We start from the raw sequence: 26,787 nt of genomic DNA, 5'->3' as shown, positions 1-26,787 counted from the left end.
GCATCGCGGGCAAACCCACTGCCACATGAACCACGCCGCAACAGGTATACTCCCGCTCTTTTTTCCGGAGCGACGTCATGTCCCTGCCAAGCCTGCGTCTCAAAGCCAACGCCGATCGTCGTTTGCGCAACGGCCACCTGTGGGTCTACAGCAACGAAATCGACGTGGCCGCCACCCCACTTCACGGCTTCCAGGCAGGCGACCAGGCCATCCTGGAAGCGGCCGGCGGCAAGACCCTCGGCATCGTGGCCATGAGCCCGAACAACCTGATCTGCGCCCGCCTGCTGTCGCGCGACATCAAGTTGCCGCTGGACAAGTCGCTGCTGGTACACCGCCTGAACGTCGCCCTGTCCCTGCGTGAGCGCCTGTTCGACAAGCCGTTCTACCGCCTGGTCTACGGTGACTCCGACCTGCTGCCGGGCCTGGTGGTCGATCGTTTCGGCGACATCCTGGTGGTGCAGATCGCTTCGGCGACCATGGAAGCCCACAAAGACGACGTGATCGCTGCGCTGACCCAAGTGCTCAAGCCAAGCGGCATCCTGTTCAAGAACGACTCCGCCGCACGTGACGCCGAGGGCCTCAACCGCTACGTCGAAACCGTGTTCGGCCTGGTGCCGGAGTGGGTGGCGCTGGAAGAAAACGGCGTGAAATTCGAAGCCCCGGTGATCCAGGGCCAGAAGACCGGCTGGTTCTACGACCACCGCATGAACCGCGCGCGCCTGGCCCCGTATGCCAAAGGCAAGCGCGTACTCGACCTGTACAGCTACATCGGCGGCTGGGGCGTGCAAGCTGCCGCCTTCGGCGCCAGTGAAGTATTCTGCGTCGACGCCTCCGCCTTCGCCCTTGATGGCGTAGAGCGCAACGCCGCGCTGAACGGCTTCGCCGAGAAAATGACCTGCATCGAAGGCGACGTCTTTGAAGCCCTGAAAGAACTGAAAGCCAGCGAAGAACGCTTCGACGTGATCGTCGCCGACCCACCGGCCTTCATCAAACGCAAAAAAGACATGAAAAACGGCGAAGGTGCCTACCGTCGCCTCAACGAACAAGCCATGCGCCTGCTCAGCAAGGACGGCATCCTGGTCAGCGCCTCGTGCTCCATGCACCTGCCGGAAGACGACCTGCAAAACATCCTGCTGACCAGCGCCCGCCATCTGGACCGCAATATCCAGATGCTCGAACGCGGCGGCCAGGGCCCGGACCACCCGGTGCACCCGGCGATTGCCGAGACGCGGTATATCAAGAGCATTACTTGCCGGTTGTTGCCGAATAGCTAAGTAACACCAGGCCACCTGTAGGAGCGAGCTTGCTCCTACAGGAATAGGCCACATTCTTAAAGGAGCAGTCTGATTCGATTTTGATTGAGTTCCACTTTTCCCAGACTAGTATCGGTTTCTGGTTTCACTCCGGAAAACAAAAACAATGCCTGGACCTACCCTCTCCCGCTTTATCCTGATCACCTGCATTTCACTGATCAGCTTCTTTCCCATCAATATCCTGCTGCCCTCATTTCCCGCCCTGTCTGCCCGGTTCGATACGCCCAGCGCAGATATCGCACTGTCCATCAGCCTGTTCACCCTGGTCTTTTCCATCTCCCAATTGGTCGCCGGCCCGCTTTCGGACAAATGGGGACGCAAGGAAGTCCTGCTCGGCTGCATTACGCTGTCAATCCTGGGTGCGATAGGTTGCGCACTGGCACCGGATTATCTGGCCTTTCTGCTGTTTCGAAGTGTCCAGGCAGTGGGTTGCGGTTTCTTTGTACTGGGCCATGCACTGGTGGAAGACCTGTTCGAGGAGCAGGATCGCGCCCGCATACGCCTCTACTACATGACCCTGAGCGGTTCTTTTGTCGCTCTGTCACCGCTGATCGGATCCTGGCTGCAAACCAACTTCAATTGGCAAGGCAGCTTCTACGGCTTTGCGTTGATGGCTTTGGGGATGTTGATCCATGCGTTCTGCATCCTGCCCTCCAAGTCCGCCAGGCAGCACCGCGACCCAGTTTCTGTCCTCGGTACACTCAAAGCCGTCGCTCGCAATCGCGACTTCCTGCGTTACTGGTGGATCGCCGCGCTGGTGTTCGCCTGCTACTTCGCGCTGATCAGTGTGACGCCGCTGATTTTTATGGATGCGCTGAAACTCTCCGAATACCAATACGCGCTGGTGCTGATGGTGTACGGCATAGCCTATCTTCTCGGCGGCGTTGCGGCCTCGCACCTGCAAAAACGCATCTCGCTGTCCCGGCAGATCAACATCGGCCTCGGCCTGCTACTCGTCGCTGGCGTGCTGCTGACATTGATCATCAGCCTTCAAGCCATCACCCCCGTGACCTTGCTGATCCCGATGCTGATCAGTGCCCTGGCCGTCACACTGGTGCGCCCCGCCGCGATCTCGGCGGGCATGCTGCTGTTTTCAAGCAGCGCCGGTACGGCAGCATCAGCAGGCAACAGCATCATGTTCCTGACGGCAGCCGTCAGCAGCGCCGTGCTTGCGCAAACCGGGACACATTTATTGATGACCATCGGCGTGAGCTTCATGGTTTTCAGCCTCTGGGGTTGGCTGACGAACGCCAGGGTGGGAAAGTAAAACCCATATTGTGGCGAGCAAGCTTGCTTGCGTTGAGGTGCGAAGCTCTCCCAAAAGGGCCGGCGCCTGCTTCGCCACTGAGCGGGAGCAAGCTGCCTCGCCATAGACGGCCATTCCCTCCAGCCGCCAGCGGTGTAGAATCGGCCCTATTCATCGCCAGTCATCCCCCGGCGGGTTTATGAGCTCAAGGCCACTGCGCGCGGCGATCCCGTAGCGTTTGAGGCAACTTCCGGACACCACGGCCATTTTTCGGGTGTTCCTGACGTCAATAGAGGCTCACTTCCCTTTAGTACCTGATTAGCCGCCCGGAGTGCTCCATGCCAGATTACCGCTCGAAAACATCCACCCACGGCCGCAACATGGCCGGTGCACGCGCACTGTGGCGTGCCACGGGGATGAAGGATGACGACTTCAAGAAGCCAATCATCGCGATTGCCAACTCGTTCACCCAGTTCGTACCGGGCCACGTCCATCTCAAGGACCTGGGCCAGTTGGTCGCCCGCGAGATCGAACGCGCCGGCGGTGTAGCCAAAGAGTTCAACACCATCGCCGTGGATGACGGCATCGCCATGGGCCATGACGGCATGCTGTATTCCCTGCCGAGCCGCGAGATCATTGCCGACTCCGTGGAGTACATGGTCAACGCCCATTGCGCCGACGCCATCGTGTGCATCTCCAACTGCGACAAGATCACCCCCGGCATGCTGATGGCGTCCCTGCGCCTGAATATCCCGGTGATCTTCGTGTCCGGTGGCCCGATGGAAGCCGGCAAGACCAAACTCGCCTCCCACGGCCTCGACCTGGTCGACGCCATGGTCATCGCCGCCGATTCCAGCGCTTCTGACGAGAAGGTCGCGGAATACGAGCGCAGTGCTTGCCCGACCTGCGGTTCGTGCTCCGGCATGTTTACCGCCAACTCGATGAACTGCCTGGTGGAAGCCCTGGGCCTGGCCTTGCCGGGCAACGGTTCCACGCTGGCCACCCACAGCGACCGCGAGCAACTGTTCCTGCAGGCCGGCCGCACCATCGTCGAGCTGTGCAAGCGCTACTACGCCGAGAACGATGAGTCGGTGCTGCCGCGCAACATCGCCAACTTCAAGGCGTTCGAAAACGCCATGACCCTCGACATCGCCATGGGCGGGTCGACCAATACCATCCTGCACTTGCTGGCTGCTGCCCAGGAAGCCGAGATCGATTTCGACCTGCGCGACATCGACCGGTTGTCCCGCCACGTGCCGCAACTGTGCAAGGTCGCGCCGAACATTCAGAAGTACCACATGGAAGACGTGCACCGTGCCGGCGGGATCTTCTCGATTCTCGGCTCGCTGGCCCGTGGTGGCCTGCTGCATACCGACCTGCCGACCGTACACAGCCGTAGCATGGAAGAAGCGATCGCCAAGTGGGATATCACCCAGACCCGTGACGAAGCGGTGCATCACTTCTTCAAGGCCGGCCCGGCGGGCATTCCGACCCAGACCGCATTCAGCCAGTCGACCCGCTGGGAAACGCTGGACGACGACCGGGAAAACGGCTGTATCCGCAGCGTCGAGCACGCCTACTCCAAGGAAGGCGGCCTGGCCGTGCTGTACGGCAACATCGCCCTGGACGGCTGCGTGGTGAAAACTGCCGGTGTGGATGAGTCCATCCACGTGTTCGAAGGCAACGCCAAGATCTTCGAAAGCCAGGACAGCGCCGTACGCGGCATCCTCGCCGACGAAGTAAAAGCAGGCGATATCGTGATCATCCGCTACGAGGGCCCGAAAGGCGGCCCGGGTATGCAGGAGATGCTCTACCCGACGTCCTACCTGAAATCCAAAGGCCTGGGCAAAGCCTGCGCCCTGCTGACCGACGGCCGCTTCTCCGGCGGCACCTCGGGCCTGTCCATCGGCCACGCCTCCCCGGAAGCCGCTGCAGGCGGCGCGATTGGCCTGGTGCAGGACGGCGACAAAGTCCTGATCGACATTCCGAACCGCTCGATCAACCTGTTGATCAGCGATGAAGAACTGGCTGCGCGCCGGGTCGAGCAGGACAAGAAAGGCTGGAAGCCGGTGGAAAAGCGTCCGCGCAAAGTCACCACCGCGCTGAAGGCTTACGCCCTATTGGCCACCAGTGCCGACAAAGGTGCGGTGCGTAACAAAGCGATGTTGGATGGACTGTAAGGTTTAACCAATGTATGAAGCCCTGCACGGACGTGCGGGGCTTCTTTCATTCTTGGTTTATTTATCGGCCAGTCGAGTTTGCAGGTAACGATAAAGTTCGCCGGCACTCTTTCGGTAACCTTGCTCATTAAGATGAATCAAATCGTTTTGGGCCAAATCATCGGACCGCCAGGCTTCTATTGAGCAAGCACCCCCCATATAGGCTCGCCAGTCCCAGAATAGAGCTCCCGACTGTAAAGCCACCTGCTTTTGAATCTCAATGACTTGCGACAGGTTTTTCGGCTGGCGCTCTTTACAGGTCAAACCGGAACGCTGTTTTATCGAATCAGCCGGGCCGATCAACAAGATCAGGGTATCGGGAAGCGTGCGCTGCAACAGCGTCAGCTTTTCCCTCAGGTCGGCTTGATACAGTGCCAAGTCCAGATTGTCATCGAAAGCTTCGTTGCCACCATACGCCAACACCAGCAGGTCTGGATGCAATGCCTGCAAGGTCTGCGGCCATCCGGCTTGCCAGGCATCGACTATTTTCAGGGTCGCGCCATTAACCCCCAACGCGGAGTAAGTCACGCCAGTAGGTTGCTGTGACTCAATATTCCAGCCGCCCAGTGCGACTCCTCGATTAGCCGTTATCGTCAGGTTCAACGGTAGGTTCAGATCCTTGAGCGTCGAACTGAAGCGCCACTGACCGGAGGTCGACGGCAATGGCACTTGAGAGCGATGAGCGCCGTCATCGGCTATCAAATTGCTGTCGAAGTCGGACCGGTACAGCGCAGAAACACAGTAACGCGACTCACGCGGCTCACGGACATCAATTTTTACCTGCGCGTTGACCACCCTGGGTAGCGACAGATAGCCACCCAACGGGAATTCATCGCTGAACTGATTACGACTGGAAACCAGGCGCCATTGATCAGTATCAGTGGAGAGCACGACTTGATCGTAACGAGTGCCAGGAATAGGCGTCGCTGCAATAAAACCAATGCCACCTTCACCATATTGCATCTGAAACAGATGACGCAGCTCGCCGGACAACCAATCTGCGGCCGTATGGGAATCGCCCAACTGCAAGATATTGACTGATGCCCTATGCGCAGCGTCGAGCTTGGCGGCCAGTTTCGCAAGGTTAACGGCCGTGGCCTCCTGCTGTTGCGATGCAGAAGCTGGAATCTCGCAAAGAGAAATGCAGCCGCTCAATACGGTAAACAACACGATTGATCGGCATTGAGATGTAAACATGCTGCAACCCCCAGGCGTCTAGTTGCTGACTATAGCCGCCGGCCAGAAACACAGGGGATTGCACACGTGTCCGAGTTAGGCCTGTTACTGAATCTCGTCCGGCTTGACGATCACCCAGTTCTTGTCCGCCGTCACCGGCAACCCTTCCTTGGCCTGCGCCGCCGCGTGCTTGGCCATCATGCCGTTGAGCTGGGTCATGTACTTGTCCTTACGGTTGACCCATAAGTGGATGCCGCCCTTGGCCACGTCCACATCGTGAAACAGCATGTAGCCATCGCTGGTTGGGGTATCCCCCCCGACGATCACCGGTTTTTTCCATTCGTCGATGTAGGTGAGGATCGCGGCGTGTTTGCCGGCCATCCAGGTCGCCGGGGTCCACAGGTAGGGGGTGAGTTCCAGGCCGAGGTTGGCCTTCTCATCATATTTGCCGGCCGTGATCTGCTTGCGTGCGGTGGTCAGCTCGCCGGTCTTGCGATCCTTGAGCAGGGTGCTCACGCCGATGACATTCTCAGGCTTGACGTTGTAGCCGTACTTCGGATCGGCAGCGACCATGCGTACCAGTTCCTCCGAGGCCGCCGTCATCACGTACACCTCGATGCCGTTCTCCATCAGCTTGTTGTACAGCTCGGCCTGGCCGGTGAACACCTTCGGCGGCTGGACCTCGGAGGTCTTCACCACATCACCTTCGTAATAAGTGACCGGCACGGGCTTGCCGGAGGCCATCAGCTCATCCACGTAGCCCTTGAGTTCTTTGAGGGTGAAGCCGGCAAAGATCTGCGCCACCCACGGGTAGCAAACCATGTCGTCGACTTCGCAGAGGCGATAGTAGTAGCTGAACAGGCTTTCCTTGTGGTCGGCGGTATCTTTGAACGGGATCAGCTTGAGGGAAGGGTCCATGGTGTCGCGGGTGATCAGGCCCTTGTTTTCAAGGTAGGGCAACAGGGACTCTTCGAGGTCGTAGCGGTAGCTGGTGTTATCCATGTCGAATACCGCGAAATTACCTTTGTTGGCATTCGCGGCGATCATCTTGTTCAGTTGCTCGGCGGCAGGCGCCGGCCAATGCTTCAACTCGGTGGCGGCAGATGCCTGGCTGGCGAGGCCGAGGCAGAAGGCGGCGGCAAGTAATGTAGGCGCGAGCTTCATAAGCGTTTTCTCCCTGGGTCAAAGACATCGACGCTAACAAATCTGTATGACAGTTATCGCCCGAGCACGACCGCTTACATCGTGATCACGCCAAAGGCATGTGCCTGAGCGTCAGACGCTTATTCCAAAAACGACAGATACCATTCCATATCGGTATTAAATCAATATATTTCAAGCTGTTAGGCTTCCCGGTTCGCAATCGCAGGCTCGTGCGATTGGCTGCCTTCTCAACGGAGCTTTAATGAATCTGCCCCTGATTCTCAACTTACTGGTGTTCGTGGCCCTGTTGCTGGGCCTGGCACAAACCCGTCGGACCCAATGGAGCCTCGCCAAAAAGGTCCTGTTCGCCCTCGCCCTGGGCGTGGTGTTCGGTACGGTCCTGCACACGATCTACGGTGACGGCAATCCAGTCCTCAAGGCGTCCATCGGCTGGTTCGACCTGGTCGGCAACGGTTACGTGCAACTGCTGCAAATGATCGTGATCCCGCTGGTATTCGCTTCGATCCTGAGTGCCGTGGCGCGCCTGCATAACGCCTCTTCCCTGGGCAAGATCAGTTTCCTGACCATCGGCACGCTGCTGTTCACCACCGCCATTGCGGCGCTGATCGGCATCGGCCTGACCAATCTGTTCGGCCTCACCGCCGAAGGCCTGGTAGCCGGTACCCAGGAAATGGCCCGCCTGCAAGTGATCCAGAGCGATTACGCCGGCAAGGTCGCTGACCTGAATATCCCGCAGTTGCTGCTGTCGTTCGTGCCGGCCAACCCGTTTGCCGACCTGGCCCGAGCCAAGCCGACGTCGATCATCAGCGTAGTGATTTTCGCCGCCTTCCTCGGGGTTGCCGCGCTGCAGCTGCTCAAGGACGACGTGGAAAAAGGCCAGAAAGTGCTCAACGCCATCGACACCCTGCAAGCCTGGGTGATGCGCCTGGTGCGCCTGGTGATGAAACTGACCCCTTACGGTGTATTGGCGCTGATGACCAAAGTGGTCGCCGGCTCCAACCTGCAAGACATCATCAAGCTCGGCAGTTTCGTGGTGGTCTCGTACCTGGCCCTGGGCCTGATGTTCGTGGTGCATGGCCTGCTGCTGTCGCTGGCCGGGATCAACCCGTTGCGCTTTTTCCGCAAGGTGTGGCCGGTGCTGACGTTTGCCTTTACCAGCCGCTCCAGCGCGGCGGCGATTCCGTTGAGCATTGAGGCGCAAACCCGTCGGTTGGGCATCCCGCAATCCATCGCGGGGTTTGCGGCGTCGTTCGGCGCAACCATCGGCCAGAACGGTTGCGCAGGGCTTTATCCCGCCATGCTGGCGGTGATGGTTGCCCCGACCGTGGGCATCAACCCGCTGGACCCGCTATGGATCGCAACCCTGGTGGCGATTGTGACCTTGAGTTCGGCTGGCGTTGCCGGTGTAGGCGGCGGTGCAACCTTTGCCGCGCTGATCGTGCTGCCGGCCATGGGCTTGCCGGTGTCACTGGTGGCGCTGCTGATTTCCGTGGAGCCGCTGATCGACATGGGCCGCACGGCGTTGAACGTGAACGGGTCGATGACGGCGGGTGCGATTACCAGCCAGATCATGGGGCAGACGGATAAAGCGCTGCTGAATGCCGATGAGCATGCCGAGTTAGCGCAGTCCTGATAGACCGCTATCGGGAGCAAGCCCCCTCCCACACTTGAGCGCATTCTCATGTTGCAACGCGTTCAAATGTGGGAGGGGCTTGCTCCCGATGCTTTAAGCTTTTTCCCAGACTTCGAAGGTGTACGCCGGCTTATCACCGTCGGCCGGGTTCTCGACATTCGAAACCAGCTTCCACTGGTTCAAATCAAACTCCGGAAACCACGCATCCCCTTCCGGGCTCAGCGCCACGCGCGTCAGGTACAAGCGGTCCGCCTGTTCCAGCCCCTGCGCATACAGCTGCGCGCCGCCGATCAGCATCAGCTCATCCGCGCCTTGCTCCAGCGCCCACGCCTCGGCGCGCTCGACCGCCGCGTCCAGTGATGGAAAAACTTGCGCACCTTCAAGCTCAAGATCGGTCTGACGGCTGACCACAATGTTCAAGCGCCCCGGCAACGGTCGGCCCAGGGAGTCCCAGGTCTTGCGCCCCATGATGATCGGCTTGCCAAGCGTGGTGGCCTTGAAATATTTGAAATCCCCCGGCAAATGCCAGGGCATGCTGTTGTCGACGCCGATCACACGGTTTTCACCGAGGGCTGCGATCAGGCTTAAAGGGAGAGTTTTTTTCATGGCGACGAGAATACCAGAGCCACGAGCCAGGGGTTATGCTCCAGGCTCACTGACACAACAGGATGGCGCGTGACAGCACTGAACCCACTGCACACACTCTGGTTGACGGAAACCGTGCGCCTGCGTGAAGAACACGCCGGCCCCCTGGAAGACCTGGAAGCCAACCGCCTGGCCCGCACGGCCGGTGGCGACCTGCCGACGCGCATTCAACAGCGCGCCCTGCACCTGGCCGAACGCGATGGCCTGAGCGCCGCCCTCACCCGCTGGCTGCAAGGCGCACGCCTGGCATTGGTGTTGCTGGCGATCGTCGCACTCGTCAGCGGCGCCGGCCTGGCCTTTGCCGCGCTGGGCAACGGGCTGGCCCCGGTCAACGTGTTCTGGGCCTTGGGCAGCCTGCTCGGCTTGAACCTGATCCTGCTGGTCAGCTGGGCCTTGGGCCTGCTGTTTGCCGGTGAGCACGGCGCCAGCCTGGGACGCCTATGGCTGTGGCTCAGCGAAAAGCTCGCCCGCGACGCCAAGGCCGCACAGTTGGCGCCTGCGCTGTTGCTCTTGCTGCAACGGCAGAAACTCAATCGCTGGGCTGTGGGCGTGCTGGTCAACAGCCTTTGGCTGTTGGCGCTGCTCAGTGCCATGGTGATTTTGCTGACGCTGCTCGCTACCCGACGCTATGGTTTCGTGTGGGAAACCACCATCCTCGGCGCCGACACCTTCGTCGCCGTGACCCAGGCCCTAGGCGCCCTGCCCGGGTGGCTGGGCTTCAATGTGCCGACGGTCGAGATGATCCGTGCCAGCGGCGACTCCGCATTGAATATCGAAAGCGCCCGCCAGGCCTGGGCCGCGTGGCTGGTCGGGGTGTTGCTGGTGTACGGCATACTGCCCAGGCTGATCCTTGCCCTGCTGTGCCTGTGGCGCTGGAAACGCGGGCGCGCTGCCCTGCGCCTGGACCTCAACCTGCCCGGCTACAGCCAATTGCGCGAACGCCTGATGCCGAGCAGCGAACGCCTCGGCGTCAACGATGCCGCACCGGAGCAACTGCACGCCGTCACCGGCGGCGTCAGCGAACTGGAAAGCGACGGCGCCTTGCTGGTAGCCATCGAGCTGGACGATCAGCATCCCTGGCCCCCCAAATTGCCGGCCGGCGTCAAAAACGCCGGGATCCTCGACAGCCGCGAGTCGCGCAACAAGCTCCTGGAACAACTCAGCCGCTTCCCGCCGGCACGCCTGGCCATCGCCTGCGACCCACGCCGCTCACCCGACCGTGGCAGCCTGGCATTGATCGCAGAACTTGCGCGCAGCGCCGCCGCCACCCGCGTCTGGCTGCTGCAAGCGCCTCCCGGCCAAGCCCTGGATGCCGAACGCCTGGGTGACTGGCACGCCGCACTGCAACAACTGGAGCTGCCTTTCGCCGACTGCGCACCGCTGAACTGGCTGGAGACCGGTCATGACTAAACCGCTGAAACTCGCTGTGGTCGGCCACACCAATGTCGGCAAGACCTCACTGCTGCGCACGCTGACCCGGGATGTGGGCTTCGGTGAAGTCTCCCATCGCCCCAGCACCACACGGCATGTCGAAGGTGCGCGGTTGTCGGTGGACGGCGAAGCCTTGCTGGAGCTGTACGACACACCTGGCCTGGAAGATGCCATCGCCCTGCTCGACTACCTGGAGCGCCTGGATCGCCCCGGCGAACGCCTCGATGGCCCGGCGCGCCTGGCGCGCTTCCTGGACGGCAGCGAAGCGCGCCAACGTTTCGAACAGGAAGCCAAGGTGCTGCGCCAATTGTTGGCCTCGGACGCCGGCCTGTATGTGATCGATGCCCGCGAGCCGGTGCTGGCCAAGTATCGCGATGAGCTGCAAGTGCTGGCCAGTTGCGGCAAGCCGTTGCTGCCGGTGCTCAACTTCGTCAGCAGCAGCGACCACCGCGAGCCGGACTGGCGCGAAGCCCTGGCCCGCCTGGGCCTGCATGCACTGGTGCGCTTCGACAGCGTAGCGCCACCGGAAGACGGCGAGCGGCGCTTGTATGAAAGCCTGGCACTGCTACTGGAAAACGCCCGGCCGCAACTGGAACGGTTGATCCTCGACCAGCAAGCCCAGCGCCAGGCCCGCCAGCAAAGTGCCGCACGCTTGATCGCCGAGCTGTTGATCGACTGCGCCGCTTGCCGTCGCAGCGTGGTTACCGAAGATGAGCAGCAAGCCATCAGCGATTTGCGCAAGGCCGTGCGCCAGCGCGAACAGAAATGTGTGGAAGCCCTGCTCAAGCAGTTCGGCTTCCGCGCGCAGGATGCCGCCGCCAGTGACCTGCCACTGCTGGACGGCCGCTGGGGCGACGACCTGTTCAACCCGGAGACGCTCAAGCAATTGGGCGTGCGCGTCGGGGGCGGGATCGCCGCGGGGGCGGCGGCCGGTGCCGGTGTCGACCTGCTGGTCGGCGGCCTGACCCTGGGCGCCGCCGCCCTGGCCGGTGCGATTGCCGGTGGCGCACTGCAGACCGCGCGCAGTTATGGCAGCCGCCTGCTGGGCAAGATCAAAGGCCAGCGCGAACTGACTGTGGACGACAGCGTGTTGCGCCTGCTCGCCCTGCGCCAGCGCCAGTTGCTCAAAGCCCTCAACCTGCGCGGTCATGCGGCCATGCACAGCATCAAGGTCGATACGCCGCAGGACAAAACCTGGCGCGAAGGCAAGTTGCCGGACGCACTGCATAAAGCCCGCGCCCATCCGCAATGGTCGTCCCTCAACCCCCACGCCAAGCTCAGCCAGGCTGAGCGCCAGGAGCAAGTTGAAGCGCTGGCTCTGCGCCTCGACGAAACCTAAGTCGCCAATGCCTGCCGGGCCTTGCCCTTGAGCACCTCGAGGTCGAGCACCGGCACGTGCATCTGCTTGGCCTGCTCGTCCCAATAGCGCAGGCGCAGGCTGACCTGGCAGAGCGGGTCTTGCTCGAAAGCCCGCGCTTCTTCTGCCGTCATCACGCCCCCTTGGTACTCCAGGGTACGGCGGCTGGCTTCGCTCAGGCGGGTGTAATAGTCGGGCTGGCTGAAGGTCAGGTAGCGCTTGGCTTGCACGTGATATTCCACCAGCCTGGCCATGCGTTCGCTGAACCCGGCCCGGCGCAAATAATCCGCGCCCAGCCGCTCATGGCTGACCACACCATAACCGCCCATATTTTCACCACCCTGGCCGCACAGATGCCCGATGTCGTGAAAAAACGCCGCCAGCACCACTTCATCGTCAAAACCCTCAGCCATTGCCCACTGCGCGGCCTGGGACATGTGCTCGATCTGCGACACCGGTTCGCCGATGTAATCCGCCGCGCCATGCCTTTCGTATAAACCGAAGACGTCGGCAATCACCTGCTCCGCGGTCATGACGCCGCGCCCCACAACGCACTGATATTGCGTTCGGCCAGCGCCGGCCCCACGCTCATGCCCACGCCGGTATGCATCAGCGCTGCGCTCACCCCCGGCGCCACGCGCAGGAATGAGAACGGCCCGGGACCGCGTGAGCCGTAGACACCTTGCCAGCGCTCCACCACCTGGATCTTGCACCCCAAGGTCTGCTCAGCCAGTTCGATCATCCAGTCATCGACCTGTTCGGCGTTGAACGGCGATGCATCGCGGCCGTAGTCGTGGGAATCGCCGATGATCAGTTCGCCATGGGGCGTCGGGCTGATCAGCAAGTGAATACCCTGTGCCGCCAGGTGAGGCGCTTCACGCAGGATCTGCGCCCGCACCGATGCAGCTTGCGGCAAGTCGGCGAAGGCGCCGTAGTGCACACAGCTGAGGCCGGTGAGCAACGCATGTTGCAGGTTCAGATTGACCGCCGGTCGCGCCCGCAGCATTTGCAAGCGGCAGATCTGCGGGTTGAGTTCGGCCATCGCCTCGGCCAGCAGCGTCTGGTAGTCATGGCCGGAGCACACGATGACCTGCTCGCCACGAAAGCTGCCTGCCGTGGTGTGCACATGGCCCGGTTCGACGTCGCGTACCAAGGTGGAAAAGTGAAACTCGACCTTGAGCGTTTGGGCCAGATAGGCGATCAGTGCCGGAATCGCTTCGCGGGAATATAACTGCTGATCGTCCTTGCCGTGCAGCGCGGCGCGATGATGGCGGAACTGGCCGCCGTACAGATCCTTCATCGCCGAGCCTTGCAGCAGCTCGACGTTGTAGCCGTGTTCCCGCGCGCGGCCGGCACAGAAGGCTTCGAGCAGATGCTCTTCGGCTTCGGTGCGAGCGAACAAGTATGAGCCGTTGCGCTTGAGTTGCAGGCCCGCTACTTGGGCCCAATGGCCCCAGATGTCACGGCTTTGCCGCGCCAGGTCGAGCATCGGCCCTGGCGGCTGGCCGGTGACCAGCGCCTGGCCGAAGTTGCGCACCGAGGCGCCGAGCGGTGTGGCGCTACGCTCGAAGACCGTGACCTTGAGCCCGCGCCTGGCAGCGGCGTAGGCGTGGGACAGGCCGAGGATGCCGGCGCCAACAATCAACAGATCACTACTCATGCATTCCTCTCGTTCCCACGCTCCGCGTGGGAATGCATCCTGTGACGCTCTGCGTCACAAATTCGGGAACGGACGCGGAACGTCCAGGGTGGCGTTCCCACGCAGAGCGTGGGAACGATCGGTTATTGTTTTTCGGACTTGCCGTCATAGCGCTTGCGCCATTCGCTGAGGATGCTGTCGCGATTCTTCGAGGCCCAGGCAAAGTCGTTCTTGATCAGGCGCTGCTCGTAGTCGGCCGGCAGCTCGGTCTGCGGCTTGGCGATGCCCGGCTGGGCGAGGACAGCGAAATTGTCCTTGTACAGCTCCATCGCGGCGGGGCTGGCGGAGAAGTCGGCAAGTTTTTTCGCCGCATCGGCGTGAGCAGTACCCTTCATCACGGCCGTTGCTTCAATGTCCCAACCCAGACCCTCTTTCGGCAGGATGATGTCCAATGGCGCCCCCTGGCGCTTGAGCTGCACCGCCGGGTACTCGAACGAAATACCAATCGGGAACTCCCCCGAGGCGGCCAGCTTGCACGGCTTGGAACCGGAGTGGACGTACTGGCCGATGTTCTGATGCAGTTCGTCCATGTACTGCCAACCCTGCTTTTCACCGAAGGTCTGCAACCAGGCGCTCACATCGAGGAAGCCGGTGCCGGACGACGCCGGGTTGGGCATCACGATCTTGCCCTTGTACTCAGGCTTGGTCAGGTCCTGCCAGCTCACCGGCTTGGTCAGGCCCTGTTTCTCGGCCTCGACGGTGTTGAAGCAGAGGGTCGCCGCCCATACGTCCATGCCGACCCAGGCCGGTGGGTTGGCGGGGTCGCGGTAATTTTTGCCGATCTTGCCCAGGTCCTTGGGCGCGTAGTTCTCCAGCATGCCCTGCTGGTCGAGGATCGCCAGGCTCGAAGCTGCCAGGCCCCACACTGCATCGGCTTGCGGGCGATCTTTCTCGGCCAGCAGCTTGGCCGTGATGATGCCGGTGGAGTCGCGCACCCACTTGATCTCAACGTCAGGGTTGGCCTTTTCGAAAGCCTGCTTGTAGGTCTTCAACTGCTCGGCTTCGAGCGCCGTGTACACCGTCAGTTCGGTCTTGGCGAAGGCATTCAGGCTGAATGCCGTGAGTACCGCAGCGACCAGCGCCAGGGGCTTGAACATGGAGCACCTCCTTCAGGGTTGTCATTGGCCGGGAGCGGACTGGCGCCAGGCTTGGGAGCGACGCAGCGCGCCACGTGAGGCCCACGCCAGCAGCAGCGAAACGCCGGCCGAAGTGAACAGGATCAGGCTCGACATGGCCGCCGCACCGCCCACGTTGCCGGCGTCGTCCATGTTCAACACGGCGACGGCGGCGAGGATAGTGTCGGGGCTGTAGAGAAAAATCGCGGCGGACACGGTGGTCATCGCCGATACAAACAGGTAGCGCACGATGTCCAGCAGCGCCGGCAGGCAGATCGGCACCGTGACGCGCAGGTAGTGGCGGTACAGCGGCGCCTTGAGCGACAGCGCGGCGGCTTCGAACTCGGCATCCAACTGGCGCAGGGCGGTGGTCGCGGTCATTTGTGCGGTGGTCAGATAGTGGGCAATGGTGCACACCACCAGCAACGTCATGCTCCCGTAGAACACATGCAACGGGTTGCCGTTGAGGTTGAAAAAGAACACGTAGCCCAGGCCCAGCACCAGGCCCGGCACCGCCATCGGTACGAAGCTGAGCATGCGCAGGGCCAGGTTCAGGCCTTTCTGGCTTTGGGTTTTTTCCATCAGGTAGGCACCGGTGAAGATCAGCACACTGCCGAGCAATGCCGTGCACAGGGCCATGGTCAAGCTGTTGCGATAGGCCAGCCAGCCACCGCCCGCCGTGTCTTCGAACTGGTAGTGGTTGAGCGACAACGACAGGTTGTAGGGCCAGAACTTCACCAGCGAGGAATACACCGCCATGCCGAACACCAGCAGCAATGCCGTGCAGATCAGCACTACGATGGCCAGGTAACAGCCGTCTCTTGCGCGCGATGGCGCGGGTCGAAATACCTGCGCGCGACCGCTCATGGCGTCGCCATGCCGCCGGCGCAACCAGGCATCCACGCCAAAACTGAACAGCGCCGGCAGCAGCAACACCATGCCGATCAATGCGCCACGACCAAACTGTTGCTGGCCGACCACCGCCTTGTAGGCTTCCAGCGCCAGCACCTGATAATCCCCTCCCACCACCACGGGCACCCCGAAGTCGGTAATGGTCAGGGTAAACACCAGGCAGGACGCAGCAAATACGGCCTGGCGCGTGGCCGGCCAGGTGATGCTGCGAAACGCCCGGGCCGGGCTCGCACCCATGCTGGAAGCGGCATCGAACAAACGCGCATCCGCCAGGGACAGCGCTGACAGCAGAATCATCAAGGCGTGTGGGAAGGTGTAGATCACCTCACCCAACACGATGCCCCAGAAGCCGTAAATGTTCTCAGACAGCAAACCGCGCAACAGGCCCTGGTTACCGAACAGGTACACCAGCGCAATCCCCGGCAACATCGACGGGGCCATTAATGGCAGCAATGACAGGCCGCGCCAAACGGCCTTGCCGGGAATCAATGTGCGTTGCAGGCCGTAGGCAAACAGGTAAGCCAGCGGTACGACAATGGCAGCCACACTGACTGACACTTTCAGGCTGTTACCCAGCAGCCAGTGAAAATTGTCGCTGGCTACCAGCTCTCGCGCCGCGATCCACCCGCCGCCCTGCCCGGCTTCGCTACTGAAACCTCGCCAGAAGATCGCCAGCAGTGGCAGCAGCACCGCGATAACCAGCAAAAACAGCCACAGCAGTTTGCCGCCGAGCACAAAAATACGATCGCCCATTTGTGTACGGGACACCTGGCGGGCTATCGGCAGCGCCATCACCGCAGCCATCTCAGGCAAACACCTGCAGGCTGCGCGGCGGCAGCGCCACCCAGATGTCCTGGGCACCCAGGCGCGGCATGGCTTCCGGCGCCAGCTCGGCAAGCAGTGGATAACCGGGCAATTGCGCCAGCTCAAAGCTCATGCGGCAGCGGTTGCCGAGAAAGGTGATCTCGCGGACCTTGGCCGGGAACAGGTTTTCTTCATGCACCGGCGGGTTGACGCTGATGGCTTCCGGGCGGCAGAACAAACGCCCGGACTGGGCCACGCCGGCATCATCGGCCAGGCGCAGGTTCATACCGCCAACCTGAGCGTGGCTGACACTGTTGCGGCTGAACGGCAACCAGTTGCCCTGGCCGACAAACTCCGCCACAAACGGTGTGGCCGGACGGTCGTAGATCGCCTGGGGCGTCGCGTATTGCTCGACCTTGCCGTTGTTCATCACGGCAATGCGGTCGGCCATCAACATGGCCTCGTCCTGATTGTGGGTGACCATCAAGGTGGTGATGCCCAGGCGTCGTTGCAACTGGCGCAACTCGGTGCACAGGTGCTCGCGGACACGGGCGTCGAGGGCCGACATCGGTTCATCCAGCAACAGCAGCGAAGGGGCCGGTGCCAGCGCTCGCGCCAGGGCGACACGTTGCTGCTGGCCGCCGGACAACTGGCCGGGGTACTTCTTTTCGCTGCCCACCAGGCCCACCAGTTCCAGCATCTGGCCGACGCGCTTGCGCACCTCATCGCGGCCGCTGCCGGTGAGACCGTAGCCGATATTGGCTTCGACGGTCAGGTTGGGAAACAGCGCGTAGGACTGGAACAAAATCCCGTAGTCCCGCGCCTGAGGCGGAAGCAGGGAAACGTCGCGATGGCCCAGGCGCAGTTCACCGCTATCCTGGCGTTCCAGGCCGGCGATGCAGCGCAACAAGGTGGTCTTGCCGCAACCGGACGGGCCCAGCAGGCACACCAGCTCGCCGGCGGCGACGTCCAGGGACACATTATCTAGCGCGGTAAACGCACCAAAGCGTTTCTGGATGCCCCGCACCGTCATGGGCGCACCGGGGTGGGTCAGGGCTGTGTTCATGCAAGGCACCTCATCGAACGGATGAAGGCCATGCTAGGCGGGCAATGCGTCGCTCATGTGGCAGGAAGGCAAAACGCGGTGATAGTGGTATTGGTGGATTTGGGTGTGGCTCATGGAGGTGCGGTGGCTGGACTGCCGCTATCGGGAGCAAGCCCCCTCCCACAGTTTGATCTGTGAATACATTCAGATGTGGGGGCTTGCTCCCGATGAGGCCCTCAAAGCCGCCTACCTACTCAGAGGGGCGACATTTCCTGCGCCAACCCCAGAAACGCCGCCGGCAACCGTGCGCCCTTGCGCTCCTTGAGGCAGTACAGATACTCGGCAATCTGCGGCGCATTTTCGATGGTCAACACGCGTAATTGCGGGTCGTGGGGCACTTCCTGGCGGGCAATGATGCTGATGCCGATGTTGCGCAGCACCGCCTCGCGGATCGATTCGCGGCTGCCGATTTCCAGCAGCGGGCCATGGCTCACGCCAGCGCCTTGCAACAGGTCCTCCGTCAGGCGCCGTGTGGTCGAGCCCGCTTCGCGCATCAACAAGGTATGCCCGGCCAGCGCCGTCAGCGGCACATGCTCCAGCGCTGCCAGCGGGTGATTGCGATGGACCGCCAACACCAACGGGTCGGTGCCGAGCACACGGCGGATCAGCCGCGGGTCTTCGAGCAATTGCGAGGATGCTGCGACGTCAACGCGGTAATCATCCAGCGCTTCAAGCACCTGTTGGGAGTTGCCGATTTCCACCGACACCTCCACCTGGGGCAGGCGCTCACGAAAGGCTTTGACCAGGTCGAGGATGTAATACGGCGCCGTCGCGGCGATGCGCAGAGCGCCCTGGACCTGACCGTTGTTGCGCAAGAAGAACTCGATGTCCGCTTCCTGCTGCAACAGCGCCTTGACCATCGGCAGCAGGCGCGCACCTTCGTCGCTGACGGTGAGGCGGCGCCCGCCACGGTAAAACAGCTCGACCCCGTACTGGCTTTCCAGGTTGCGGATCTGGGTGGTGACGGTGGGCTGGCTCAGGCCGAGCTTCTTCGCCGCCTGGGTAATGCTGCCCAGGCGGGCGACCATGAAAAACGCCTTCAATTCGGCACTCAGCACACCACCCTCTCATCCTCTATTTGCGCAACAGGCGCAGGCCATTGAACACTACCAGCAGGCTTACGCCCATATCGGCGAACACCGCCATCCACATGGTGGCCATGCCCAGGAAAGTCACGGCAAGAAAGATCGCCTTGATCACCAGCGCCAGGACGATGTTCTGCTTGAGGATACTCGACGTTTGCCGCGATAAACGAATGAATGCCGGGATCTTGCGCAAATCATCGTCCATCAAGGCCACGTCGGCGGTCTCGATCGCCGTGTCGGTGCCGGCGGCGGCCATGGCAAACCCGATCTCGGCGCGGGCCAGGGCCGGCGCGTCGTTGATGCCGTCGCCGACCATGCCGACACGGTGGCCTTGGCCATAGAGGGTTTCGATGGCTTGCAGCTTGTCGGTGGGCAGCAGGTCGCCTTGGGCTTGATCGATACCGACCTGGGCGCCAATGGCTTGGGCGGTGTGAGTATTGTCGCCGGTGAGCATCAGGGTCTTGATACCCAGGTCGTGCAGTTGCTGGATGGCTTCACGGCTGCTGTCTTTGACAGTGTCGGCGACGGCGAACAACGCCAAGGGGCCGGACTTGTCGAGCAACAACACCACGGACTTGCCTTGTTTCTCCAGGGCGAACAGCTTTTCTTCCAGTGCCGGCGAGCACAGGCCCAGGTCTTCCACCAGCCGGTGGTTGCCCAAGTGATAGGTTTCGCCGTTGATATCACCGCGCACGCCTCGACCGGCCAGGGCCGCGAAGTTATCCACAGCGTGTAGGGGCAGCTTTTTATCCACAGCAGCATTGGCAATCGCCAGCGACACCGGGTGGTCGGAGCGCCCGGCCAGGCTGGCAGCCAGGGCGGGCGCGCTGTCCGCGACATTGGGGAACAACGCCAGGTAGTCGGTTTGCACCGGCTTGCCGTGGGTAATGGTGCCGGTCTTGTCGAGCGCCAGGTAGTCGAGTTTGTAGCCACCCTCCAGGTACACGCCGCCCTTGATCAGGATGCCTTTGCGCGCCGCCGCCGCCAGGCCGCTGACGATGGTCACGGGCGTCGAGATCACCAAGGCGCAAGGGCAAGCCACCACCAGCAACACCAGGGCACGGTAGATCCAGTCGAACCAGGCGCCAGCCATGAACAACGGCGGGATGATCGCCACACCCAGCGCGAACAGGAACACCGCCGGGGTATAGACCTTCGAGAAGCTGTCCACAAAACGCTGGGTTGGTGCCCGCGCGCCTTGGGCTTGTTCCACCGCATGAATGATGCGCGCCAGCGTAGAGTTGTTCGCCGCGGCGGTGACCTTGTACTCCAGGGAGCCGGCCTGGTTGATGGTGCCGGCGAAGACTTTATCGCCCACGGTCTTTTCAATCGGCAGGCTTTCACCGGTAATCGGCGCCTGGTCGATAGTGGACTGGCCCGCAGTAACTTCGCCGTCGAGGCCGATGCGCTCACCGGGTTTTACCCGAACGATCGCGCCCAGTTCAATGCTTTTGACCTCCTGTTCCACCCATGAACCGTCGGCTTGCCGCACCGTGGCCTGTTCCGGCGTCATTTGCATCAAGCCGCTAATGGCGTTACGGGCACGATCCAGGGATTTGGCTTCGATCAACTCGGCCACGGTGAACAGGAACATCACCATCGCCGCTTCGGGCCACTGGCCAATCAGCACGGCACCGGTAACAGCGATGCTCATCAGCGCATTGATGTTCAGGTTCAGGTTCTTGAGCGCGATCCAGCCCTTCTTATAGGTTGTCAGCCCGCCGCTGAGGATCGACACCAACGCCACCAAGGCGATCACCCAGGTCGGCGCGACGCCGGTGAAGTGCAGCACTTCGGCGCCCAACGCTCCTACGCCAGACACAGCCAAAGGCCACCAGTGTTTCTTGGCGGGAGGCTCGGCGGCAGGGGCACCCTCTTCAATCGGGTCGGCCTGCATGCCCAAGGATTTGATGGCATCGATGATCGGCGCGGTGCTCGGCAGGTCATGGGTCACGCCGAGGATGCGGTTGATCAGGTTGAATTCCAGCCGCTGCACGCCGGCGAGCTTGCCCAGTTTGTTCTGGATCAGCGTCTGCTCGGTGGGGCAGTCCATGGCTTCGATGCGAAAAGTGCTCAAGCGCGAGCCCGCCGTCGGCGCTTGGCTGAGCGTCACCACGGCAGGCGCAGCCTTGCTCGAACAGCAAGAGCCCGCATGGCTGGCATGATCATGCGGCTTGACCGGCGTCAGTTTGGCGCCGTGGTCGTGGCTATGTGCATGATCGTGGTCATGATCGTGGTCATGATCGTGTTTGTGATCATGCTTATTCGGGGTGTGGATGGAATCGCTCATTCGGTCGCGTCCGTGAAGGTGCCTGTTGCCAAGTAAAGACCCTGTAGCCACTATAGGGTCAAGCACCCATTTGGAGATTGCAGCAATGAAGATCGGCGAACTGGCCAAACTGACCGACTGCCAAGTGGAAACTATCCGTTATTACGAGAAAGAAGGCCTGCTGCCGCCCCCGGCGCGCACCGACGCCAACTACCGCGTATACACCCAGGCCCATACCGAACGGCTGATCTTCATCCGCAATTGCCGCAGCCTGGACATGACCCTGGAAGAAATCCGCAGCCTGCTCGGGCTACGCGACAGCCCCCAGGACCAATGCGAAAGCGTGAATGCCTTGATCGACGAGCATATCCAACACGTGAAAGCGCGGATCGATGGGCTGTTGGTGCTACAGGAACAACTGCTGGACCTGCGCCAACGCTGCGGCGGTGGGGCGGGCCTGGATCAGTGCGGGATTTTGCAGCGCCTGGAAGTCAGTGGCAGCGTGGCGGCCAGCGAGGCTGAGCCTTCGCATGTGGGCAGAAGCCATGGTCACTGATTCTAGTGACCACAGCCCCTCCCACAATGACCGGTGCAGGCCTCAGATGGCCACGTCGGCCTTGATGCTTGGATCGGCGTCATAGCCGACAATTTCGAAGTCTTCGAACTTGTAGTCATAGATCGACGCAGGTTTGCGCTTGATCACCAACTCCGGCAGCTTTTTCGGCGTACGCGCCAGCTGGGTGCGGATCTGTTCCATGTGGTTGCTGTAGGCATGGGTGTCGCCGGTGGTGACGATGATCTCGTGCGGGATCAGGTCGCACTGCTGGGCCAGCATGTGGGTGAGCAACGCCAGCGCGGCGGTGTTGTACGGCAGGCCCAGGAATACATCGGAGCTGCGGATATACAACTGCATCGACAGATGACCGTCATGCACGAACGCCTGGTACAGCAGGTGGCACGGCGGCAAAGCCTGCTTGCCGTTGCGCGCGTTTTCCTGGGGGCTCTTGGTTTCGTCCGGCAGGTACTCGACGTTCCAGCCGTGGAACAGGATGCGGCGGCTGTTCGGGTTGGTCTTGAGCGTGTGGACCATGTAGTCGATCTGGTTGATCTTGCCGCCATCCTTGGTCGGCCAGGCGGTCCACTGCTCGCCGTACACCGGGCCCAGGTCGCCGTCTTCGGTGGCCCATTCATCCCAGATGCGTACGCCGTTTTCGTTCAGCCACTTGATGTTGGTGTTGCCGCTCAACATCCAGATCAATTCGTTGGCGATGCTTTTGAAATGAAGCTTCTTGGTGGTCAGCAGCGGGAAGCCGTCGGCCAAGTTATGCCGATACTGACGGGCAAACACGGCCTTGGTGCCGGTGCCGGTGCGATCGCCCTTGGTCAATCCATTGGTCACGACGTCGTTCAGTAGTTCGAGATATTGCTTCATGTGAGTACCCGTATCGTTGAAGCCGAGGCCGGCAAAAGCCTCGGCGTCGAATTTAAAGCGCTGTGTTCTTGATGCCTTGCGGGCGATTGTAAGCCCACCACAACAGGCCCAGACCCGCGATGATCATCGGCAGGCTGAGAATCTGCCCCATGGTCAACCAGCCCCACGCCAGGTAGCCCAGCTGTGCATCCGGCACCCGCACGAACTCGACGATGAAACGGAAGATCCCGTAGAACAGCGCGAACATGCCGGAAACCGCCATGGTCGGACGCGGCTTGCGCGAGAAGATGTACAGAATCAGGAACAGTGCCACACCTTCCAGGGCGAATTGGTAGAGCTGCGACGGGTGGCGCGGCAATTGCGCCGGGTCGCTGAACGGCGGGAACACCATGGCCCACGGCACGTCAGTCGGCTTGCCCCACAATTCGGCGTTGATGAAGTTACCGATGCGCCCGGCGCCCAGGCCGATCGGCACGAACGGTGCGACGAAGTCCATCAGTTGGAAGAACGACTTGCCATTGCGCCGGCCGAACCACCACGCGGCGATCATCACGCCGACAAACCCGCCGTGGAACGCCATGCCGCCCTTCCACACTTCGAAGATCAGCGTCGGATGGGCGATATAGGCCGGCAGATCATAGAACAACACATACCCCAGGCGCCCGCCGACGATCACCCCCATCGACATCCAGAACACCATGTCGGAGAGCTTCTCCTTGGTCCAGGTCGGGTCGAAACGGTTCAGGCGCCGGGAAGCCAGCAGCCAGGCACCGCCGATGCCGATCAGGTACATCAACCCGTACCAGTGGATTTGCAGCGGACCGATGGCCACGGCCACCGGGTTGATCTGCGGGTAAGGCAGCATTGCGACTCCTCGTTAAATCATTAGTCATGGCGCACCGGACCATGCCGGTGTGCGATTAAGCCTGCGTTACAGCCGCTATTTCAAATTAAGAAGTTCACACGTACCGAACCGCCAGGCATGTTAACGGATGGAAGGCGTGCGACCCAACTTCGATGCGATGGAACACCCGCCGCGGTGTGAGTAGAGTGGCAAAAAACCCAAAAGGGATTTGCCTGATGTGCCTGATAGTTTTCGCCTGGCGGCCGGGCCACGCCCAACCGCTGATCGTCGCGGCCAACCGTGATGAGTTCTACGCCCGCCCCAGCCTGCCGCTGGCCCAGTGGCCGGATGCGCCCCAGGTATATGCCGGTCGCGATCAGGAAGCGGGCGGCACCTGGTTGGGCGTGAGCGCCGATGGGCGTTTTGCCGCCCTGACCAACATCCGTGACCCGCACCAGCCGCCGGCACGCAAGTCCCGGGGAGAGCTGGTGGCGCGCTTTCTCAGCGGAACATTAGCGATTGACGACTATTTAACCGACGTTAACGGACGATCGATCGAATATGCCGGCTTTAACCTGCTGGTGGGCACGCCCGATGAGCTGTGGCATTACAACGCCAAGCACACCGCGCCTACACGGCTGGAGCCTGGGGTTTATGGGCTCTCCAATGCCGGGCTGGATACGCCATGGCCCAAATTGCTCAAGGCCAAGGCGGCGTTGCGCGAACGGCTCGAAGATCCACAGCCGCAAGCCTTGCTGGACATGTTGAGCGACCCACAAACCGCACCGTTTGCCGACTTGCCGGATACCGGCGTGGGATTGGCCACAGAGAGTTTATTGTCGAGCGTGTTCATTGCCAGCCCCAGCTATGGGACGCGGGCGAGTACGGCGCTGATCGTGAATGCCGACGGGACGCGGCGGATGGTGGAACGCAGTTTCGGCCCACTGGGAGGCAGGTTGGGCGAAGTAGAACTCAGCCTCTGAGCAACACCACAAAACTACTGTGGGAGGGGGCTTGCCCCCTCCCACATTTTTGATGTGCACCAAGCTTTAGAGAGTTTTGGCGGAGGCCGGGTTGATCATCCGCGTCAGCCCCAGGTTCTTCAGCGCCAGCTGCAGCGAGCTGTGGATAACTTGCGGGTTGTCGATGGTCATCAACTCGGCCAGCAGGTCCTTGGCCATGCTCAGTTCGACCTGGCGCAGCATCCACTTCACCTTCGGCAAGTTGGTGGCGTTCATCGACAAGCTGTCAAAGCCCATCGCCATCAGCAGCACCGCCGCTGCCGGGTCGCCGGCCATTTCACCACAGATGCTCACCGGCTTGCCTTCGGCATGGGCTTCACGCACCACATGTTGCAGGGCTTGCAGCACGGCCGGGTGCAGGTAGTCGTAAAGGTCGGCCACCCGTGGGTTATTGCGGTCCACGGCCAGCAGATATTGGGTGAGGTCGTTGGAACCCACCGACAGGAAGTCCACCTGCCGCGCCAACTCCTTGGCCTGGTACACCGCAGCCGGAATTTCGATCATCACGCCAATCGGCGGCATCGGCACGTCGGCACCTTCGTCGCGGACTTCGCCCCAGGCACGATGGATCAGGTGCAGCGCCTCTTCCAGCTCATGGGTACCGGAAATCATCGGCAGCAGGATGCGCAGGTTGTTCAAGCCCTCGCTGGCCTTGAGCATGGCGCGGGTCTGCACGAGGAAAATCTCAGGGTGGTCGAGCGTCACGCGAATGCCGCGCCAGCCGAGGAATGGGTTGTCTTCCTTGATCGGGAAATACGACAGTGACTTGTCGCCGCCGATATCCAGGCTGCGCATGGTCACCGGCAGCGGGTGGAAGGCTTGCAGTTGCTCGCGATAGATCGCCAACTGCTCCTTCTCGCTCGGGAACCGCTGGTTGATCATGAACGGCACTTCGGTACGGTACAGGCCGACCCCTTCGGCGCCACGCTGCTGCGCGCGAGCTACATCAGCCAGCAGGCCGGTGTTGACCAGCAACGGCATACGGCGCCCATCCAGGGTGACACACGGCAGTTCGCGCAATGAGTCCAGGCCCAGCGCCAGTTGTTTCTCTTCCTGCACCACTTCGGTGTACTGCTTGCGCAGCACTACGCTGGGGTTGGTGTAGACCTCGCCGCGATGACCATCGACGATCATGTCGATGCCATCGACCTTGGAATACGGCAGGTCCACCAGGCCCATTACCGTCGGGATGCCCATGGCCCGGGCCAGGATTGCGACGTGGGAGTTGCCCGAGCCGAGTACCGAGACCAGACCCACCAGTTTTCCCTGAGGCACTTCGCCGAGCATGGTGGCGGTCAGTTCTTGACTGACGAGGATGGTGTTATCGGGATAAACCAGGTTGTTGGTGCGATCTTCCTGCAGGTAAGCCAGCAGGCGACGGCCCAGGTCGCGCACATCCGAGGCGCGCTCCCGCAGGTAGGCGTCGTCCATCAGTTCAAAACGGTTGACGTGATCAGTGACCACCTGGCGCAACGCGCCCTGGGCCCACTGGCCGGTCTTGATCACGTTCTTGACTTCGCTGCCCAGGGACGCGTCGTCAAGCATCATCTGGTACACATCGAACAACGCCCGTTCTTCGGGACGTAGCTGGGTGGCCAGCTTGGTCGACAGGTTGCGCATGTCGGCGCGCACGCCTTCCAGTGCGGTCTTGAACAGTTTGATTTCTGCGTCGATGTCATCGACGGTCTTGTCCGGCACCACGTCGAGGTCGGCTGGCGGCAGCATGACCACTGCCGTACCCACCGCCGCACCCGGCGAGCCCGGAACACCGACGAACTTGGCTTCCTGGATGCCCTTGCCCTGGCGGCCCAGGCCGCGAATCGAACCCGTCGCCTCGGCGTGAGCAATAACCCCGGCAAGCTGTGCGCTCATGGTCACGAGGAAGGCTTCTTCACCCTCGTCGAACTGGCGGCGCTCTTTCTGCTGGATGACCAACACGCCGACGACGCGGCGGTGGTGAATGATCGGGGCACCGAGGAACGAGGCATAGCGCTCTTCGCCGGTTTCGGCAAAGTAGCGATAACGCGGGTGATCGGCCGCGTTTTCAAGGTTCAGGGGTTCTTCACGCGTCCCCACCAGGCCAACCAGACCTTCATTGGGCGCCATGCTGACCTTGCCAATGGAGCGCTTGTTCAAGCCCTCGGTGGCCATCAGCACAAAACGGTTGGTCTCTGGGTCCAGCAGGTAAACCGAGCAGACCTGGCTGCCCATGGCTTCCTTGACGCGCAACACAATAATCCCCAACGCCGCCTTGAGATCCTTGGCGGAGTTAACTTCCTGGACGATCTTGCGCAGCGTATTGAGCATGGCTCGGGG

21 protein-coding genes are annotated in these 26,787 nt (G+C 61.6%); 8 read left to right on the top strand and 13 right to left on the bottom strand.

Going from position 1 to position 26,787, the window contains the following annotated elements:
* The first annotated feature begins 77 nt into the window (after nt 1-77).
* The 3 genes from DK870_RS11050 (at nt 78) to ilvD (ending at nt 4,739) form a co-directional block, all read left to right on the top strand.
* Nucleotides 78-1,274 (top strand): class I SAM-dependent rRNA methyltransferase, encoded by a 1,197-nt coding sequence (locus tag DK870_RS11050; protein ID WP_060753490.1) that lies wholly within the window; start codon nt 78-80, stop codon nt 1,272-1,274.
* 145 nt (nt 1,275-1,419) lie between these two features.
* Complete coding sequence (locus tag DK870_RS11045) at nt 1,420-2,580, top strand: MFS transporter (RefSeq protein WP_161548643.1); 1,161 nt, start codon at nt 1,420-1,422, stop codon at nt 2,578-2,580.
* 317 nt (nt 2,581-2,897) lie between these two features.
* Complete coding sequence (ilvD, locus tag DK870_RS11040; RefSeq protein WP_060753492.1) at nt 2,898-4,739, top strand: dihydroxy-acid dehydratase; 1,842 nt, start codon at nt 2,898-2,900, stop codon at nt 4,737-4,739.
* A 57-nt stretch (nt 4,740-4,796) separates the two neighbouring features.
* Here ilvD and DK870_RS11035 read toward each other — a convergent pair whose 3' ends face one another.
* The gene (locus tag DK870_RS11035; protein WP_060753493.1) at nt 4,797-5,975 is read right to left on the bottom strand and encodes an SGNH/GDSL hydrolase family protein; all 1,179 of its coding nucleotides are present in this window, start codon (nt 5,973-5,975) and stop codon (nt 4,797-4,799) included.
* A gap of 84 nt (nt 5,976-6,059) precedes the next feature.
* On the bottom strand, nt 6,060-7,118 hold the full coding sequence (locus DK870_RS11030) for a phosphorylcholine phosphatase (protein WP_090368182.1): 1,059 nt from the start codon (nt 7,116-7,118) through the stop codon (nt 6,060-6,062).
* 241 nt (nt 7,119-7,359) lie between these two features.
* Here DK870_RS11030 and DK870_RS11025 point away from each other — a divergent pair, with 241 nt between their 5' ends.
* On the top strand, nt 7,360-8,751 hold the full coding sequence (locus DK870_RS11025; protein ID WP_161548642.1) for an L-cystine transporter: 1,392 nt from the start codon (nt 7,360-7,362) through the stop codon (nt 8,749-8,751).
* A 93-nt stretch (nt 8,752-8,844) separates the two neighbouring features.
* Here the strand turns inward: DK870_RS11025 and DK870_RS11020 are convergent, their stop codons facing one another.
* Nucleotides 8,845-9,357, bottom strand: coding sequence for a dihydrofolate reductase (locus DK870_RS11020; RefSeq protein WP_161548641.1), 513 nt, complete (start codon nt 9,355-9,357; stop codon nt 8,845-8,847).
* Nucleotides 9,358-9,426: 69 nt separating this feature from the next.
* Here DK870_RS11020 and DK870_RS11015 point away from each other — a divergent pair, with 69 nt between their 5' ends.
* Together DK870_RS11015 and DK870_RS11010 are read left to right on the top strand one after the other, a co-directional pair.
* A complete protein-coding gene (locus DK870_RS11015; RefSeq protein ID WP_161548640.1) occupies nt 9,427-10,806 on the top strand; it encodes a DUF2868 domain-containing protein in 1,380 nt (459 codons plus the stop codon).
* Nucleotides 10,799-12,166, top strand: coding sequence for a DUF3482 domain-containing protein (locus DK870_RS11010; protein ID WP_090368175.1), 1,368 nt, complete (start codon nt 10,799-10,801; stop codon nt 12,164-12,166). The genes DK870_RS11015 and DK870_RS11010 overlap by 8 nt, the downstream gene beginning before the upstream one ends.
* On the opposite strand, the gene DK870_RS11005 is transcribed toward DK870_RS11010, so the two are convergent.
* From DK870_RS11005 to DK870_RS10970, 7 genes are all read right to left on the bottom strand, one after another.
* Nucleotides 12,163-12,717, bottom strand: a complete 555-nt coding sequence (locus DK870_RS11005) for a phosphonate degradation HD-domain oxygenase (protein WP_090368173.1) — start codon at nt 12,715-12,717, stop codon at nt 12,163-12,165. The genes DK870_RS11010 and DK870_RS11005 overlap by 4 nt on opposite strands.
* Nucleotides 12,714-13,844, bottom strand: a complete 1,131-nt coding sequence (locus DK870_RS11000) for a TIGR03364 family FAD-dependent oxidoreductase (protein ID WP_161548639.1) — start codon at nt 13,842-13,844, stop codon at nt 12,714-12,716. Before DK870_RS11000 ends, DK870_RS11005 begins: the two co-directional genes overlap by 4 nt.
* 122 nt (nt 13,845-13,966) lie before the next feature.
* The gene (locus tag DK870_RS10990) at nt 13,967-14,980 is read right to left on the bottom strand and encodes a putative 2-aminoethylphosphonate ABC transporter substrate-binding protein (protein WP_161548637.1); all 1,014 of its coding nucleotides are present in this window, start codon (nt 14,978-14,980) and stop codon (nt 13,967-13,969) included.
* 21 nt (nt 14,981-15,001) lie between these two features.
* Nucleotides 15,002-16,714 (bottom strand): putative 2-aminoethylphosphonate ABC transporter permease subunit, encoded by a 1,713-nt coding sequence (locus tag DK870_RS10985; protein WP_161548636.1) that lies wholly within the window; start codon nt 16,712-16,714, stop codon nt 15,002-15,004.
* 1 nt (nt 16,715) lies between these two features.
* Complete coding sequence (locus DK870_RS10980; RefSeq protein WP_104994952.1) at nt 16,716-17,780, bottom strand: putative 2-aminoethylphosphonate ABC transporter ATP-binding protein; 1,065 nt, start codon at nt 17,778-17,780, stop codon at nt 16,716-16,718.
* Nucleotides 17,781-18,013: 233 nt separating this feature from the next.
* Complete coding sequence (locus tag DK870_RS10975) at nt 18,014-18,877, bottom strand: LysR family transcriptional regulator (protein ID WP_090368163.1); 864 nt, start codon at nt 18,875-18,877, stop codon at nt 18,014-18,016.
* A 16-nt stretch (nt 18,878-18,893) separates the two neighbouring features.
* The gene (locus DK870_RS10970; protein ID WP_161548635.1) at nt 18,894-21,194 is read right to left on the bottom strand and encodes a heavy metal translocating P-type ATPase; all 2,301 of its coding nucleotides are present in this window, start codon (nt 21,192-21,194) and stop codon (nt 18,894-18,896) included.
* An 85-nt stretch (nt 21,195-21,279) separates the two neighbouring features.
* Here DK870_RS10970 and cadR point away from each other — a divergent pair, with 85 nt between their 5' ends.
* Nucleotides 21,280-21,729 carry a Cd(II)/Pb(II)-responsive transcriptional regulator gene (gene cadR, locus DK870_RS10965; RefSeq protein WP_060753506.1) on the top strand — a complete coding sequence of 150 codons (450 nt, stop codon included), beginning with the start codon at nt 21,280-21,282 and terminating at the stop codon, nt 21,727-21,729.
* Between the two features lie 42 nt (nt 21,730-21,771).
* On the opposite strand, the gene DK870_RS10960 is transcribed toward cadR, so the two are convergent.
* Nucleotides 21,772-22,605, bottom strand: coding sequence for a thymidylate synthase (locus tag DK870_RS10960; protein WP_060753507.1), 834 nt, complete (start codon nt 22,603-22,605; stop codon nt 21,772-21,774).
* 52 nt (nt 22,606-22,657) lie between these two features.
* The gene (gene lgt / locus DK870_RS10955; protein ID WP_060753508.1) at nt 22,658-23,470 is read right to left on the bottom strand and encodes a prolipoprotein diacylglyceryl transferase; all 813 of its coding nucleotides are present in this window, start codon (nt 23,468-23,470) and stop codon (nt 22,658-22,660) included.
* A 215-nt stretch (nt 23,471-23,685) separates the two neighbouring features.
* Here lgt and DK870_RS10950 point away from each other — a divergent pair, with 215 nt between their 5' ends.
* Nucleotides 23,686-24,432, top strand: coding sequence for an NRDE family protein (locus DK870_RS10950; RefSeq protein ID WP_161548634.1), 747 nt, complete (start codon nt 23,686-23,688; stop codon nt 24,430-24,432).
* Between the two features lie 66 nt (nt 24,433-24,498).
* On the opposite strand, the gene ptsP is transcribed toward DK870_RS10950, so the two are convergent.
* Entirely contained in the window at nt 24,499-26,778 is a 2,280-nt protein-coding gene (gene ptsP / locus DK870_RS10945; RefSeq protein WP_161548633.1) for a phosphoenolpyruvate--protein phosphotransferase, read from the bottom strand.
* Nucleotides 26,779-26,787 lie beyond the last annotated feature (9 nt).

It is taken from the genome of Pseudomonas sp. Q1 (genome assembly GCF_009935975.1).
Taxonomy (GTDB): Bacteria; Pseudomonadota; Gammaproteobacteria; order Pseudomonadales; family Pseudomonadaceae; genus Aquipseudomonas; species Aquipseudomonas palleroniana.
Note: the sequence above shows the minus strand (reverse complement) of the source record. Positions and strands in the feature narration are given on the sequence as shown.

Coding starts and splice junctions, on each gene's coding strand:
- DK870_RS11050 (WP_060753490.1), top strand. CDS start 78: ATGTCCCTGCCAAGCCTGCGTCTCAAAGCCAACGCCGATCGTCGTTTG.
- DK870_RS11045 (WP_161548643.1), top strand. CDS start 1,420: ATGCCTGGACCTACCCTCTCCCGCTTTATCCTGATCACCTGCATTTCA.
- ilvD (WP_060753492.1), top strand. CDS start 2,898: ATGCCAGATTACCGCTCGAAAACATCCACCCACGGCCGCAACATGGCC.
- DK870_RS11035 (WP_060753493.1), bottom strand. CDS start 5,975: ATGTTTACATCTCAATGCCGATCAATCGTGTTGTTTACCGTATTGAGC.
- DK870_RS11030 (WP_090368182.1), bottom strand. CDS start 7,118: ATGAAGCTCGCGCCTACATTACTTGCCGCCGCCTTCTGCCTCGGCCTC.
- DK870_RS11025 (WP_161548642.1), top strand. CDS start 7,360: ATGAATCTGCCCCTGATTCTCAACTTACTGGTGTTCGTGGCCCTGTTG.
- DK870_RS11020 (WP_161548641.1), bottom strand. CDS start 9,357: ATGAAAAAAACTCTCCCTTTAAGCCTGATCGCAGCCCTCGGTGAAAAC.
- DK870_RS11010 (WP_090368175.1), top strand. CDS start 10,799: ATGACTAAACCGCTGAAACTCGCTGTGGTCGGCCACACCAATGTCGGC.
- DK870_RS11005 (WP_090368173.1), bottom strand. CDS start 12,717: ATGACCGCGGAGCAGGTGATTGCCGACGTCTTCGGTTTATACGAAAGG.
- DK870_RS11000 (WP_161548639.1), bottom strand. CDS start 13,844: ATGAGTAGTGATCTGTTGATTGTTGGCGCCGGCATCCTCGGCCTGTCC.
- DK870_RS10990 (WP_161548637.1), bottom strand. CDS start 14,980: ATGTTCAAGCCCCTGGCGCTGGTCGCTGCGGTACTCACGGCATTCAGC.
- DK870_RS10985 (WP_161548636.1), bottom strand. CDS start 16,714: ATGGCTGCGGTGATGGCGCTGCCGATAGCCCGCCAGGTGTCCCGTACA.
- DK870_RS10980 (WP_104994952.1), bottom strand. CDS start 17,780: ATGAACACAGCCCTGACCCACCCCGGTGCGCCCATGACGGTGCGGGGC.
- DK870_RS10970 (WP_161548635.1), bottom strand. CDS start 21,194: ATGAGCGATTCCATCCACACCCCGAATAAGCATGATCACAAACACGAT.
- cadR (WP_060753506.1), top strand. CDS start 21,280: ATGAAGATCGGCGAACTGGCCAAACTGACCGACTGCCAAGTGGAAACT.
- DK870_RS10960 (WP_060753507.1), bottom strand. CDS start 22,605: ATGAAGCAATATCTCGAACTACTGAACGACGTCGTGACCAATGGATTG.
- lgt (WP_060753508.1), bottom strand. CDS start 23,470: ATGCTGCCTTACCCGCAGATCAACCCGGTGGCCGTGGCCATCGGTCCG.
- DK870_RS10950 (WP_161548634.1), top strand. CDS start 23,686: ATGTGCCTGATAGTTTTCGCCTGGCGGCCGGGCCACGCCCAACCGCTG.
- ptsP (WP_161548633.1), bottom strand. CDS start 26,778: ATGCTCAATACGCTGCGCAAGATCGTCCAGGAAGTTAACTCCGCCAAG.